This is a genomic window from Halegenticoccus soli, assembly GCF_002844195.1.
GTDB classification, from domain to species: Archaea; Halobacteriota; Halobacteria; order Halobacteriales; family Haloferacaceae; genus Halegenticoccus; species Halegenticoccus soli.
The window spans coordinates 189,806-203,127 of the sequence record NZ_PEND01000001.1 but is presented as its reverse complement, the minus strand read 5'-3'; the positions used below and the strand labels follow the sequence as shown (position 1 = coordinate 203,127).

Sequence of the window (13,322 nt, the reverse complement as noted above, 5' to 3'; positions counted from 1 at the left end):
ATGTCAGGACACGGCTCAACGACGACGACGGTCGGATCGCTCCCGGACACGACGGCAGAGCCGCCGTTCGTGCCCGCCGCACTCACGTGGCTCGCGTGGTCACTGTCGATCGCGAGTATCGCTACGCTTGGCGTCCGAGCCCAGACCGAGGGCGCGTGGGAGATCCCCGGCGTGGTCGTCATCGACGGACTAACTGTTCTGATGTGGGTGGTCGTCACCTTCTTCAGCGGCATCGTCCACAGCTACTCGCGCCGCTACATGGCCGGAAGCACCCACAAAACGGCCTTTTTCGCCACTATGTTCGGTTTCACGGTGGTCGTGATGGGGCTAGTCGCGGCCGACCACGTCGCCCTGTTTGGGATTCTGTGGCTGGCGATGGGTCTGCTGATGGCGAAACTCATCGGTATCGCCAGCGGCTGGGACCAGGCGCAGGCGGCCGCGGCGGTCGCCCGCAAGTACTTTTTCGCCAGCAGCGCGCTCCTTGGGATCGCGCTGACGGCACTGTGGTGGGCGACCGGGGCGACTACGGTCTCCGGGATCGCCGCGGCCGCCGACACGCTCGGTGGCCCAGTGTGGCTGATCGCCGCCGGCACGCTCGTGCTCGCGGCGATGATTCAATCCGCGCTCGTCCCGTTCCACAACTGGCTGCTCTCCTCGATGACCGCACCGACTTCGGCGTCGGCGCTGATGCACGCCGGGTTCGTCAACGCGGGCGCCATCCTGCTAACCCGCTTCGCCCCGGTCATCACCGTCGATCCCGCGCTTATGCTCGCAGTAGTCGCTGTCGGCGGGGCTAGCGCCGTCGGCGGGAAACTCCTGAAGTCAGTCCAGACGGACATCAAGAGCAAGCTTGGCTGTTCGACGATCGGCCAGATGGGGTTCATGATCATGCAGGTCGGCCTCGGCTTCTTCGGGGCCGCTATCACCCATCTCATCCTGCACGGCTTCTACAAGGCCTACCAGTTCCTCAGCGCAGGCGGACAGGTCGAACACACCAGCCCAAGCGAGGCGACCGAGCACACGATAGGGCGCATAACGAGCGTCGTCGGCCTTGCCGTGGCGCTGCTGACCGGCCTCAGTGGCGGCATGCTGTTCGCGGTGCTGACGGGGAAGGGGACGAACGTCGACAGTGGTCTCCTGTTGACGTTCTTCGTGGTTTTCACCACGCTCCACGCGGCCCGCAGCGCGGTCCAGCACACTTCGCTTCCGACGACGGCCCGCTATGGGGCCGTCCCGTTGGTCTTCTTCCCTGCTATCGTCATCTATGCCGTGGTCTACGAGGCTATCTCGGAGCTCCTGACCGTCAGCACGGCGACGACCGAACTGACCCTGCTCCACGGCGTCATCGCCGCCGTCTTCGTCGGCATCTACGTCGGCATCGAGACCGGCGTCCACGAACACAGCCAGCGTCTCTACGTGGCCCTGCTGAACGCCAGTCAACCGTCACCGGACACCGTGCTGACCTCCACGGAAGACTACAATGAGTACTGAATCCACCATCCCGGACAGCATCGACGATGCAGCGACCAGCGTGGGCTCGCTCTGGCCCATCCACTCGTTCGTGACGGCCAACCCCCTCTCGGGGTTCGAGGACCAGCCGTTCGACGAGGCGGTCGTGCGGGCAGCCGACCTGCTCGGCGGCCGTGGCTACCCCAGCGCCGAGACGTTCAGGAAGGCGCTGAAACGCGGCCAGATAGACCCGAAAATACTCGGAGCGGAACTCGCCGAGGCCGGCTACGAGGATGATCCCGAGATGCTACTCGACCTCATGGCCGACGCGGCTGACACCGAGGACCGTGACGCGGACACCGCCACAGACCACGTCGACCGGGTGCTGACGAAGTGGCTGTCGGCCTTCCTCGACGAGGGAAGCGCCCACTGGTCGATGCCGAACCGCGAAGCGGGGTTCTACGTCGCATTCCGTGAGGTGGCCGAATACGACGGCGAAGTCCCCGACGAGGGGGTCGTCGCTGACCTACCCGAGACGCCGATCGAGGCCATCGAGACGGTGCTGGAGCCGTATCCGGAGAGCCAGTGGGTGCCGATCTTCGAGGAGCAATTGGCCGCCCTTCCAGGCTGGACGGGCTTCATCAAGCAGCGCGCCACCGACGAGGGAGAGTGGCAGTCGACGTACCCGATTTCGCTGGAAGGGTACTTGGCGGTGCGGCTGGCGCTGCTGGACGGCGTGGGTGCCACCATCGAGCCCTCGAACGAGGACGCCGACGCGAACCCGGCCGACGAACTCGCCCGGGCGTTCCTGCGCGCGTGGGAGGCGACTTACCGCGGTGACCTCGTCGAGGCCGTCGCCGCAGAGAGTCAGTCGCTGGCCGAGAGCGATACATCGGGCCGACCGGACGCCCAACTGGTCTTCTGTATCGACACTCGCTCGGAAATCATCCGCCGTCACATCGAGGCAGTAGGCGACTACGAGACCCACGGGTACGCCGGTTTCTTCGGCATCCCGATGGAGTACCAGGGATACGACGCCGACGTACCGGTCGATGCCTGTCCACCGATTCTCGAACCACAACATCGCATCACCGACTTTCCGATCGACGACGACACGCGGACAAGGTACGACCGCCGGTCGGGTGTCCGCGAGGCCGCCCACGAAGTCATCGAGACGCTAAAGGCCAACGCCGCCACGGCCTACGGCTACGTCGAGAGCGCCGGGAGCGGCTACGGCCTCGCGCTCGCGGCCCGCACGCTCGTCCCCGGGCGCGTCCACGGCCTGTTCGACGCCGCTGACGGGTTAGTGCCCGACGAACACGAGTTCTGTGAGCCGCTCGTCCATCACCAGCATACTTACGTAGGCGATTTGCCAGTGGGGCTGACCACCGAGGAAAAAGTCGAGTACGCCGCCACCGCCTTCAACCTGATGGGCTGGGAGGAGTTCAGCCGCCTCGTCGTCTTCGTCGGCCACGCCAGCGAGACGACCAACAACCCATACGATTCGAGTCTGGACTGTGGTGCCTGTGCCGGCAACCCCGGCGGGCCGAATGCCCGCGTACTCGCGGCTATCTGCAACGACTCCGAGGTCAAGACGGCGCTCCGCGAACGCGGTTTCGACGTCCCCGAGGACACCGTCTTCCTCGCCGGCGAACACAACACGACGACCGACGAGGTCGAACTGTACGACAGCGACGTATCCGAGAGTCACGCCGACGATCTCGAGCAGTTGCGTGCCGACCTCGCCACCGCTCGCGAGAACGCGGCCGCCGAGCGTGCCGAGTCGATGGATCCCGGTGGATCGTCGGGTGTCAGCGAGACGGAACGCCGCGCTGCCGACTGGGCCGAAACCCGTCCCGAGTGGGGACTGGCCGGCAACGCCGGCTTCGTCATTGGTCCTCGCGAACTGACCAGCGATCTCGACCTCGACGGCCGCGCGTTCCTCCACTCGTACGACTGGTCGACCGACCCCGACGGCGAGGCGCTGGAAGCGATACTCGCCGGGCCGATGGTCGTCACCCAGTGGATAAACACCCAGTACTACTTCTCGACCGTCGACAACGCCGTCTACGGCAGCGGGTCGAAGGTGACCCACAACCCCGTCGGCAATATCGGCGTCTACCAGGGCAACGGCGGCGACCTGATGACCGGTCTCCCGCTGCAGTCTCTCATGACCGCTGACGACGAACCGTACCACCAGCCACTCCGCCTCTCGACGGTCATCCACGCTCCGGTCGAACGTGTCAACAGCATCCTTGCCGACCAGGAGGAGGTTGCGGAGCTACTTGACAACAACTGGCACTTCCTGGCAGTTGTCGACCCGACTCAGGACCACCGCGCGTTCCAGTACGAGAGCGACTTGCGGTGGATACCACTGTCCGAGAGGCACGAAGTCGACGCAGAGGTAATTGCTCCCGCGGTCGCAGACGACTAACCCAATACGAATACTGCCCGGGGAAACACCGTTGGGCCGTCCCAACGCTTCGTCTACGGTCACGAATCCCCGACTCTCTCGGGTTCTCTTCCCGTCCCGATGACACAGACACAGGCCTCCCGAACAGGCCCGCTCAACCCCTGTAGTCTCAGCTCCCCGAACGGTACGGTTTCATACAGCGCATACTACTTTACAGGGAGGGGGAGGAATCTCCGTCCAGCGGGCGAACGGGCCGGAAACTGCGACACACCGCGACCTGGGTGACGAAAGCGGTGATCGGGAACCGACAGATAAATCGAACGATCGGTCGAAATCTCTACACGAAACGGAGGGGTTCGCGGCGTCGTTCGCGGACGGGCGTCACTTCCCGGCGTACGTCTTCCCGGTACCTTCGAGGTCCGCGCCTCCGACCGACGACCGGAGCGAGTCCATGCCGTCGTCGCCGGAGATTCCGAAGTTCTCGCGGTACAGCTCCTCGACCCGATCGACCTCCTCCGCGGAGAGCGGCGGCGTGTCGGGGGCCGCGGCCCACTCGTCGATGTCCGCCGTCGTGCGGAACGTGGGCGTGACGGCGGCGACGGCGTCGTGCGACAGGAGCCACTGGATCGCCGCCTGCCCCATCGTCCGCTCGCCGTCCCGTTCGAGGAAGCGGAGGGTCTCGATCTTCTCCCAGCCGGTTTCGTACCACGCGTCCGGTCGGAAGCCGCGGTGGTCGCCCTCTCCGAGTTCCGTGTCGGGGCGCACCTGCTCGTTGAGCAGCCCCGAGGAGTGCGGGACGCGCGCGACGACCGACGTGTCGGCGTCCGATTCCTCGATGTAGTCGAGAACGTGCCGGCCGGGAACCTGCTCGAAGACGTTGAACACGGTCTGCACCGCGTCGAAGTCGAGATCGACGGCGCGTTCGTGCTCCGCGAGCCAGCCGATGGACGGCCCCATCGCCCAGCCGAGCGCGTCGACGACGCCCTCCTCGCGGAGTGCTTCGAGGGTCTCCACTACCTCGGGCGTCACCTCGTCGACGTTCGCGTTGTGGAGCTGGAGGAACTCGACGTGGTCGGTCCCGAGGCGCTCTAAGCTGCGCTCGACGCAGGTTCGGATCCAGTCCGGTTCGAGGCGCTTCGGCAGCTCGCCGTGCCCCGCCTGCGGGTTGTTGTAGAAGTCGTAGCCGACCTTCGTGGCGAGCGTCACCTCGTCGCGGTGCTCGGAGAGCGCCCTCCCGAGCAGCGTCTCGCTGTCGCCGTGCCCGTACACGTCGCCGGTGTCGAAGAACGTGATCCCGCGGTCGAGGGCGTGCTGAACCAGCTCGACGGCCTGCTCCTCCGTCCGGTCGCCCCACCAGTCCGTGCCGACGACCCACGCGCCGAAGCCGACCTCGCTCACTTCGACGCCTGAGTCACCGAGCGTCCGGTACTTCATGCCGGCGGGTAGGGAAAGCTCGCACTTATCGGAACCGGTTCGGCGCTCGAACGGGTTTCGGGAGCGCGAGCGTCGAATCGGGGGGCAGAGAGCGGCGCGGCCGGTCGGGGACGGTGCGTCCGTTCGCGCCGCGCCGACCACCATACACAGGTTATTGTGATACGAAATGTGGCGGAACCGCGGTTCCGGCCGCAGCGCCGCTCGCGAAACGAGGCAGCGGTGGCAACCACACGGTTCGCAAGCGGCGCGTACCGGCCTACAACCGCCGTCGAGCGGAGACCGGAACCGACTGACAACGCTTAATCCGCCGCCGTCACCAGTGTCGTTCGATGGACTCGCTTCCGGTTCGGGTCGCGTGCCTGCACGCGACCGACCGTTCTGTGGAACAGCGGGCGGCGCACGAGTGGTGCGACGGGGCGGCCGTCGCCGCCGACCCCGTTGCGCTGTCGGACGTGGCCGACGGAACGGTCGACCTCGGCGACTACGACGCCGCGTGGTGGCACCGCGACGAACCGCTGGACGAAGTGTCGGCGGAGGCGGCGAACTGCGCGGGCGCGCTCGGATCGTACCTCGAAGACGGCGGCGGCCTCCTCCTCTCGCTCCGGGCGCTTTCGGCCGTCGAACCGCTCGGAGTCGACCCCGTCGGACCCGACGCGGTCGGCGTCGAGGACTGCCCGAAACCGACCGGGTTCGCCCCGAAGGCCGTCCACGCGTCCCACCCGGCGTTCGAGTCGTTCGGCGAGCGCGTTCGCACCGACCCGGCGGCCGAGGACCGCCCGTTCGCCCGCTACGAGTCGCTCGTCCCCGATCGGGGGCAGGTGCTCGCCTGCGCCGTCTCGGGCGACGACCTCCTCGTCGGCCGCAAGCAGGTCGTCTCGTGGCGGGTCGGAGCCGGGGCGGTCGTCGGCGTCGGGGCGCACGTCGTCTTCACCGCGGAAGGGGACGAGACCGCTGCCAGGGATCAGTTCGTCCGGAACCTCCTCGCGACGCTCGGCGGCGACCGCCGGCCGACGTTCACCGACCGCTACACCGACGAGGAGAGCGCCCGGGCCCTCCGGGCGGCGCTCGCCGACGACCACCACCGGCCGGGGTACCACCTCGCCGCGCCCGCGAACTGGCTGAACGATCCGAACGGGATCATCCACCACGGCGGCCGCTACCACGTCTTCTACCAGTACAACCCGGCCGGCCCGTTCCACGGGACGATCCACTGGGGCCACGCGACGAGCGAGGACCTCCTCCACTGGCGGGACGAGCCGCTCGCGCTGACGCCGTCGCCGGACGGGCCGGACCGCGACGGCTGCTGGTCGGGCTGCGCCGTCGTCGACGCGGAGGGCACGCCCACCCTGCTGTACACGGGCGGCCGCGGCCGCGATCAGCTCCCCTGCCTCGCCACCGCGGCGGACGACGACCTCCGCGCGTGGGAGAAGCACCCGGAGAACCCGATCATCGAGGAGACGCCCGACGATCCGGCCATCCTCGAAACGGACGACTGGGCCGCCGAGTTCCGCGACCACTGCGTCTGGCGCGAGGACGGCGCCTGGTACCAGCTCATCGGGGCGGGGACGCGGGACGGCGGCGGCGCGGCGCTCCTGTACCGCGGCGAGAGCCTCCGGGAGTGGGAGTACGTCGGCCCTCTGCTGGCTGACGGGAGCGACGACGCGCCGCCAGAGACCGTCTGGGAGTGTCCCGAGCTGCTCGACTTCGGCGACCGGCGGCTGCTGCACGTGTCGAACTACGAGGAGACCGTCTACTTCGTCGGCGAGGCCGACCTCGGCGCGCCGGCGTTCGAGGTGGAGCGCCGGGGCGTGCTCGACTACGGCGACTTCTACGCGCCGCAGTCGACCCGCGCGCCGGACGGCCGATACCTGACGTGGGGGTGGCTCCCCGAAGCGCGCGGCGTCGCGGCGCAGTGGCGCGCCGGCTGGTCGGGCGCCATGTCGCTCCCGCGCGAACTCTCGATCGAGGGCGGCGAACTCGCTCAGCGACCGGCCGCGGAACTCGCCGAACTCCGGGAGCGGCACGCCGCCTCCGGGGAGCGGTCGCTCGCCGCGGGGGAGCGGCTGTCGCTCGGTCTATCGGGCAACGCCTACGAGCTCGGCCTGGAGATCGACCTCGACCCGGGCGCGACGTTCGAACTCGGGCTGTTCGAGTCGCCGGCGCTGTCGGAGCGCACCGCGGTCCGCTACGACGGCGAGTCGGTCGCCGTCGACCGGTCGCGGAGCAGCCACGACCCGGCGGCGCGCGGCGAACAGCGGATGCCGGTCGCCGACGCGGTCGGCCCCGACGGGACGCTCTCGCTCCGGGCGTTCGTCGACGGCTCGATCCTGGAGCTGTTCGCGAACGAGCGCCGATGTCTGACCGGCCGGGCGTACCCGACGCGCCCGGACGCCGACGGCGCGTCTCTGTTCGCGCGCGGCGGGGACGTCAAACTGCGCTCGCTCGACGCGTGGGAGCTGAAGCCGACGTTCGCGGCGGGGCGGACGCGGACGGAGTGAATCGGATCGCCGCCTGCACCCTCTAGCGTTCAACAGACGCCGCCCGATCAGCCGGCGGCGGACGCGATCAGCCGCCGATAGCGCGGGATCAGCAGTCCGGATCGTCCACGTCGAGCACGCCGTCGCCGGCGTCGGCCTCGGGCGGAGTCAGGTACCCGCTGACAGCGACGTCCTCCCCTGGCTCCCACCACGGCTCCGGGAGTTCCTCGCTCGGCAGCGGCAGGTGGCCGTGATCGAGCGTGCCCGCGACGCGCGTCTCTCGCCCGTCGAGCCGGAGGCGGACGGTGGGCGCGAGCGTCCCGCCGAAGCGCCGGAGCTGTTCGGACTCCGGGAGGAGCGCCACGTCGTCGAGTGTCGGGCGGTCGAAGTCGAAGTAGTTGAAGAAGGCGGTGACGAGCGCCTCGTCGCCGTGGTCGTACGCGAGCCACGAGTACGCCTGGAACGGCGCGTTCCAGGGGTTCGTGAGCACGAGTCCCGAGCCGTTCAGCGGCTCGTAGTCGCCGCGGAGCGAGTCGGCGGCGAAGCCGTACAGCGCGTCGTAGCCGTCGAGGCCGGGCGCGAACGTGTGGTCGTGGCTGGAGACGAACAGGTAGTAGGTGCCGTCGCGGACGATCAGGTGGGGGCGTTCCAGTTCCTGGTTCACGCAGACGGCGTCGAGGAGCGGCGGGCGGAGCTCGAAGTCCGTCGGATCGCCCGTCGGCGACTCGGCGATCCCGACGCAGCCGTTGAACTCCCGCTGGGCGGGATCCCCTCCGCAGACATCGGCGCTGTCGGGGACGGGCGCGTTCGCCTCGAAGAGCAGGTAGGTACGGTCTCCGTCCTCGAAGAACCACGGGTCGCGGAAGGTGTAGATCATCCCGCGGGACTGGGCTTCCGTCTCGTAGTACTCGCCGTCCGGTTCGAGGAGGACGAAGTGGTCCCACGGCCCCTCGATCCGGAGACCGTCGCCGTCGGTCTCGACCGCGCCGCCGCGGCCGAGCGCGATGCGCTGCGTGTAGGCGAGTTCCGCCTCGCCGCGCCGCCCGGCGGCCGTGTAGTAGGCGAACACCTCGCCCTCGTCGTAGAGGGCGAACCCGGCCCACTGGCGCGAGCCGAGCGGTTCGCTCTCCTCGAAAACGCGGCCCCCGGTCGTCCAGTTCTTCCCGTCGCGCGAGTAGAAGTAGCGGATCGCGGCGACGTCGTGGCGCTTGCCCGGCAGGAGCTCCGAGGGCGAGGTGAGAGCGAAGATCACGCGGTACCCGTCGATCTCCGCGACGCTCCCGTCGCGCCGCCGGAGGAACCACGTGTCCCAGACGTGCAGCGCCGGGTCGAGCGGCGCTTCGGGCGGGTAGATGATCGGCGCGACGTTCCGTTCAGTTCGGTCGATGCCGGCCGCGTGGGCCCGGGTCCACGCGGGGGTGCTTCGGTCGTCGACGGCGTCGAGCAGCGCCGCGTCTGATCCGTCGGTCATGCGTGTCGGTGATCGGTGCTGACCCAAAGCTCTCACCTTTTGCGCCGGGAGGAAACCGAGCCGTCGGATCGCGTCCGTCGATCAGTTCTGGCGGGGCGAGATCGCGTACCGGCGCGCCGGGGTCGCGCGCCCGGGAGCCGGAGTCTGGCGACCGCTGCTCACACCCGAATCCATTTGTGGGGCGACGGCGAAAGGGGGGCTAATGACGAAGCGCTACGTGTCTCTCCCCGAGGACGCCGAAGCCGGCGTTCAGGACTTCATCGAAGAGGTAGACGAGCGGCTCTCCTCGGACGAAGACACCTGCAAGGTCGTCCGGGACGTGCTCGTCGACCTCTTCGGCGACCGCGAGGCGTACGAGGCCTGGCAGAACGGGGAGCCGGTGTCGAACGCCGAGCGGGTCCGTCTCCAGGGGTACGACCCGTGCAACTCGACGCTCGAGAGCGAGTACTACGCCGAGAAGGACGAGGAGAAGTTCCGCCGCTCCAAGCACCTCCAGTGGCTCTGGCGGCAGTTCGACGCGACGCCGATGGCCGACAACGTCGACTTCGCCCTCCGCTTCCGGCAGATGCTCGCCGACCACCTCTTCGAGGAGGCGGGGGAAAACCTCCGCATCTTCAAGGGCGTCACCTTCTCCTACGGCCACAACATCACCGTCGGCGACAACACGGTCATCCACGACGACGTCCACCTCGACGACCGCGGGAAGCTCACCATCGGCGACCGCGTCTCCATCTCCGACGGCGTGCACATCTACAGCCACGACCACGACATCGTCGATCAGACGGAGGTCAGAAACTACGAGACGATCGTCGGCGACGACGCGCGCATCACGTACGACTCGATGATCCGAGCCGGGTGCCGCGTCGGGAAGAACGCCATCGTGGGCGCGCGGGCGGTCGTCCAGGGCGACGTGCCGGACCACCACATCGCCGTCGGCATGCCCGCCCGCAGCGTCAAGGTGAAGCCCGGCTGGGAGTCGGCGGCCGAGCCCATCGAGAACGCGAATCCGAACCGGCAGGACGAGCGCCGGATCGAGTACGACCTCCCCGAGGACCTCGACGTGTTCGACGAGTTCGGCCGGGACCTCCGGCCGCCGAGCGCCGACTGATCGCCGGCCGCTCACCGAGCGCGAACGCGGCTCGTCGCCTGCCGGATCGCCCGCCGAACGCGGATCGGTCGCCGAACGCGGACCGCCCGCCGAACGCGGACCGCTCGCAGCCGAGCGGCTTCGCCCCGTCGCGGAACGGGGGCGGGCAACCACTTTTGCCGTGCGCCGCCGTATCGCGGGCATGAGCCGCACGCGGAGATCGGCCGCCGGACGGGCGCGAACTCGACGTTCTCGCCGGCGCTACCTGGCCGGCGTCGGCGCTTTCGGTCTCGGATTGGGGAGCGCGGGCTGCCTGGGCGCGCCCGACGGGACCGGATCGACGACCGACGGCGAGGGGAGTTCCGGCCCGTCGGACGGCGGGAACGGCGGCCTGCCCGTCCGCGTCGAGACCGTCGTCTCGGGGCTCGAAGTCCCCTGGGGCGCGGCGTACCGGGACGGACGGCTCTACCTCACCGAGCGCCCCGGCCGGATCGTCCGCGTCGCGGACGGCGGAGCCGGCAGCGGTGGCGGGGCGGCCGAGGTCGAGGTTCTGGTCGACGGGATTCCGGACCTCGAACCGACCGGCGAGGGCGGGCTGCTCGGACTCGCCTTCCGCCCGGGCGAGCCGACGGCGTACACGTACCAGACGTACGACGGCGGGGGCGGGCTCCGGAACCGGGTCGTCCGCCACGATCTCGACGACGGCTGGGCGCAGGAGTCGATCCTGGAGGGGATTCCGGCGTCGAGCATCCACGACGGGGGGCGGCTGGCGGTCCGGGGGGACTCGCTCTTCGTCACGACCGGCGACGCGAACAAGGCGGGCCTCGCGCAGGACCGCGAGTCGCTCGCCGGGAAGGTCCTCCGCCTCACGCTCGACGGCGACCCGCACCCCGACAACCCGTTCGGGAACGAGGTGTTCTCCTACGGGCATCGGAACCCGCAGGGGCTCGCTTTCCGGGACGGAACGCTGTACAGCACCGAACACGGTCCCGACGTCGACGACGAGATCAACGCGCTCGAAGCGGGCCGCAACTACGGCTGGCCCGAGGTGACGGGGCCGAGCGAGGACGACGAGTACGCCGATCCGATCGCGTCGTACACGCCGACGATCGCGCCGGGGAGCGCGACGTTCTACGGCGGTCCGATCGACGCCTGGCGCGGCGACTTCTTCTTCGGGACGCTGGTCGGGGAACACCTCCACCGCACCCGCATCCGGAAGAACGGCGGCGTGGCGGCCGACGAGCGGCTGTTCGAGGGCGAGTTCGGCCGGCTGCGGACCGCCTTCGTCGACCCGGACGGCCACCTGCTCGTCGCGACGAGCAACCGGGACGGCCGCGGCTCTCCGCGCGAGAGCGACGACCGGGTGCTCCGACTCCTCCCCGCGGACGGGTGAGGGTGCACCGATTCGCCCGAAAACGGCCGATTGCGCGCCGATCGTTCGTCCGCGCCGACGACATTTCGACGATCCAGACTATCGAAGAATCAAAGTCGCGTGGTATCGTACCTCATAGTGATGGACATCTGGGGCTGGATCGTGCTCTACGCGGTCGGGCTGGCCGTCCTCCAGCTACTGGTGTATCGGTATCTCTGGGACCGGGACGAACCGTTCGCCGAGCACGGCCGCCCGACGTCCGAACGCGACGGCGCGGACCGGGAGGTGCGCGACGAGCGGGGACGCCGCGAGCGCGCCCGCGGGGAGGGGCCGGACCACTTCGCGGGGACGTGGTGGGGGACGCCGACGCCCGAGTCGCGGCCGTCGTTCGGCGCGGGGGGCGCGGAGGCGGGAGAGCGACGGTGTCCGCACTGCGGCGCGGAGAACGAGCCCGACGCGACGTTCGTCTTCTGCCGGAACTGCGCTCAGCGCCTCGGGTGAGCGCTCCGGTGCCGCGCGGGCCGACGGCGTCGGACGCGGACACCGAGAACGTTTTCCGCCGGGAGGCGAACCCCCTGTCAGTGCCCCGGAGCATCGCCATCAACGTCGCCGCCAACACGAACCTGCCCGGCTTTCGCGGGCCGATCGGCCCGAGCGGGCGCTTCGAGTACGTGCCGATACCCGAACGGGCCGCGACGCGCGGAGCGGTCCCGACGTACGCGGACCTGGACCTGAGGATCGAGATTCCGGATGGAGTCGCCGACGTGCCGGTCCACCTCGATCCGGAGTTCGCGACGTACCCGAGCTGCGAACGCTACACCTACGGTGACGAACACGGCGTGAAGGCCGGGCCGCTCTCCGAGCTGAAACCGGACGACAGCCTGTTCTTTTACGCGACCCTGAGTTACAGCGGGCACCCGGACGAGCGGGCGGAGTGGATCGCCCCGGACTGGGGGGCGTACCTCATCGGGGAGTTCCGCGTCGAGACGGCCGTCACCGGGCGCGAGTACGAGCGCCTCCCGGCGGCGGAGCGGGCCCGATTTTCGAACAACGCCCACGTCAAGCGCGACCCGTTCGACGCGAAGGTGCTCGTCGCCGGCGGCGACGGTTCGCGGCTCTACGACCGCGCCGTGCCCCTGAGTTCGCGCGAGGTCGGCGCGGAGGCCAACCGCCTCGTGACCGAGCTTTCCAACGATTCCGGCAGGGGACCGTGGTGGAGGCGACGGCTCTGGTTCGACGAGAACGCCACGGTCGAACTCCGCCGGATCGTCGCGGACGGCGACCGGGCGGCGCCATTCGGCGCCGAGAACCGCTAAGCGCCTCGGCGGTCCGGTACCGTACCGACACCACGCTCCGGGCGAGAAAGCGCGTCACGGGATCGAGCGTCGCATCGCTTCGGGCGCGGAGGCGCTCGAACCGGACGGACGAGCGGTCCGCCGATCCGAGCGGGGCCTACCAGAGCGTCGAGAGCGACGAGAGCACCGGGATCGACGAGAGCTGCCGATCGCCGGCGACGGAGTTCGCGGCCGCGAAAGGGACGAGGAGTGATGATTGCGGTCCGGTTGTAGTGTGTCAAGCCACGTGCCGGATCGTGCGGTTTCGCACCCGATCACAGAGGG

9 protein-coding genes are annotated in these 13,322 nt (G+C 69.2%); 7 read left to right on the top strand and 2 right to left on the bottom strand.

Annotated features, from left to right (window positions below; genetic code table 11):
• The gene (locus CNO20_RS01005) at window positions 1-1,491 is read left to right on the top strand and encodes a proton-conducting transporter transmembrane domain-containing protein (RefSeq protein ID WP_101294178.1); all 1,491 of its coding nucleotides are present in this window, start codon (window positions 1-3) and stop codon (window positions 1,489-1,491) included.
• The gene (locus CNO20_RS01000) at window positions 1,481-3,883 is read left to right on the top strand and encodes a DUF2309 domain-containing protein (RefSeq protein ID WP_101294177.1); all 2,403 of its coding nucleotides are present in this window, start codon (window positions 1,481-1,483) and stop codon (window positions 3,881-3,883) included. The genes CNO20_RS01005 and CNO20_RS01000 overlap by 11 nt, the downstream gene beginning before the upstream one ends.
• Window positions 3,884-4,243: 360 nt before the next feature.
• Here CNO20_RS01000 and CNO20_RS00995 read toward each other — a convergent pair whose 3' ends face one another.
• A complete protein-coding gene (locus tag CNO20_RS00995) occupies window positions 4,244-5,296 on the bottom strand; it encodes an aldo/keto reductase (RefSeq protein ID WP_101294176.1) in 1,053 nt (350 codons plus the stop codon).
• A gap of 329 nt (window positions 5,297-5,625) precedes the next feature.
• Between CNO20_RS00995 and CNO20_RS00990 the strand changes: the two genes are divergently transcribed.
• Complete coding sequence (locus CNO20_RS00990; RefSeq protein WP_101294175.1) at window positions 5,626-7,794, top strand: GH32 C-terminal domain-containing protein; 2,169 nt, start codon at window positions 5,626-5,628, stop codon at window positions 7,792-7,794.
• 88 nt (window positions 7,795-7,882) lie between these two features.
• Here the strand turns inward: CNO20_RS00990 and CNO20_RS00985 are convergent, their stop codons facing one another.
• On the bottom strand, window positions 7,883-9,244 hold the full coding sequence (locus CNO20_RS00985) for a glycoside hydrolase family 68 protein (RefSeq protein ID WP_101294174.1): 1,362 nt from the start codon (window positions 9,242-9,244) through the stop codon (window positions 7,883-7,885).
• 202 nt (window positions 9,245-9,446) lie between these two features.
• Here CNO20_RS00985 and CNO20_RS00980 point away from each other — a divergent pair, with 202 nt between their 5' ends.
• The 4 genes from CNO20_RS00980 (at window position 9,447) to CNO20_RS00965 (ending at window position 13,019) form a co-directional block, all read left to right on the top strand.
• Window positions 9,447-10,352 (top strand): acyltransferase, encoded by a 906-nt coding sequence (locus CNO20_RS00980; protein ID WP_101294173.1) that lies wholly within the window; start codon window positions 9,447-9,449, stop codon window positions 10,350-10,352.
• 181 nt (window positions 10,353-10,533) lie between these two features.
• Window positions 10,534-11,724: a PQQ-dependent sugar dehydrogenase gene (locus tag CNO20_RS00975; protein WP_101294172.1), complete on the top strand. Its 1,191-nt coding sequence runs from the start codon at window positions 10,534-10,536 to the stop codon at window positions 11,722-11,724.
• 120 nt (window positions 11,725-11,844) lie between these two features.
• A complete protein-coding gene (locus tag CNO20_RS00970) occupies window positions 11,845-12,204 on the top strand; it encodes a zinc ribbon domain-containing protein (RefSeq protein WP_101294171.1) in 360 nt (119 codons plus the stop codon).
• A gap of 80 nt (window positions 12,205-12,284) precedes the next feature.
• The gene (locus tag CNO20_RS00965; RefSeq protein ID WP_101294976.1) at window positions 12,285-13,019 is read left to right on the top strand and encodes an Nmad3 family putative nucleotide modification protein; all 735 of its coding nucleotides are present in this window, start codon (window positions 12,285-12,287) and stop codon (window positions 13,017-13,019) included.
• Window positions 13,020-13,322: the final 303 nt, after the last annotated feature.

Excerpts from the sequence above, each read along its gene's own strand:
- CNO20_RS01005 (WP_101294178.1), top strand. The coding sequence starts at position 1 with ATGTCAGGACACGGCTCAACGACGACGACGGTCGGATCGCTCCCGGAC.
- CNO20_RS01000 (WP_101294177.1), top strand. The coding sequence starts at position 1,481 with ATGAGTACTGAATCCACCATCCCGGACAGCATCGACGATGCAGCGACC.
- CNO20_RS00995 (WP_101294176.1), bottom strand. The coding sequence starts at position 5,296 with ATGAAGTACCGGACGCTCGGTGACTCAGGCGTCGAAGTGAGCGAGGTC.
- CNO20_RS00990 (WP_101294175.1), top strand. The coding sequence starts at position 5,626 with ATGGACTCGCTTCCGGTTCGGGTCGCGTGCCTGCACGCGACCGACCGT.
- CNO20_RS00985 (WP_101294174.1), bottom strand. The coding sequence starts at position 9,244 with ATGACCGACGGATCAGACGCGGCGCTGCTCGACGCCGTCGACGACCGA.
- CNO20_RS00980 (WP_101294173.1), top strand. The coding sequence starts at position 9,447 with ATGACGAAGCGCTACGTGTCTCTCCCCGAGGACGCCGAAGCCGGCGTT.
- CNO20_RS00975 (WP_101294172.1), top strand. The coding sequence starts at position 10,534 with ATGAGCCGCACGCGGAGATCGGCCGCCGGACGGGCGCGAACTCGACGT.
- CNO20_RS00970 (WP_101294171.1), top strand. The coding sequence starts at position 11,845 with ATGGACATCTGGGGCTGGATCGTGCTCTACGCGGTCGGGCTGGCCGTC.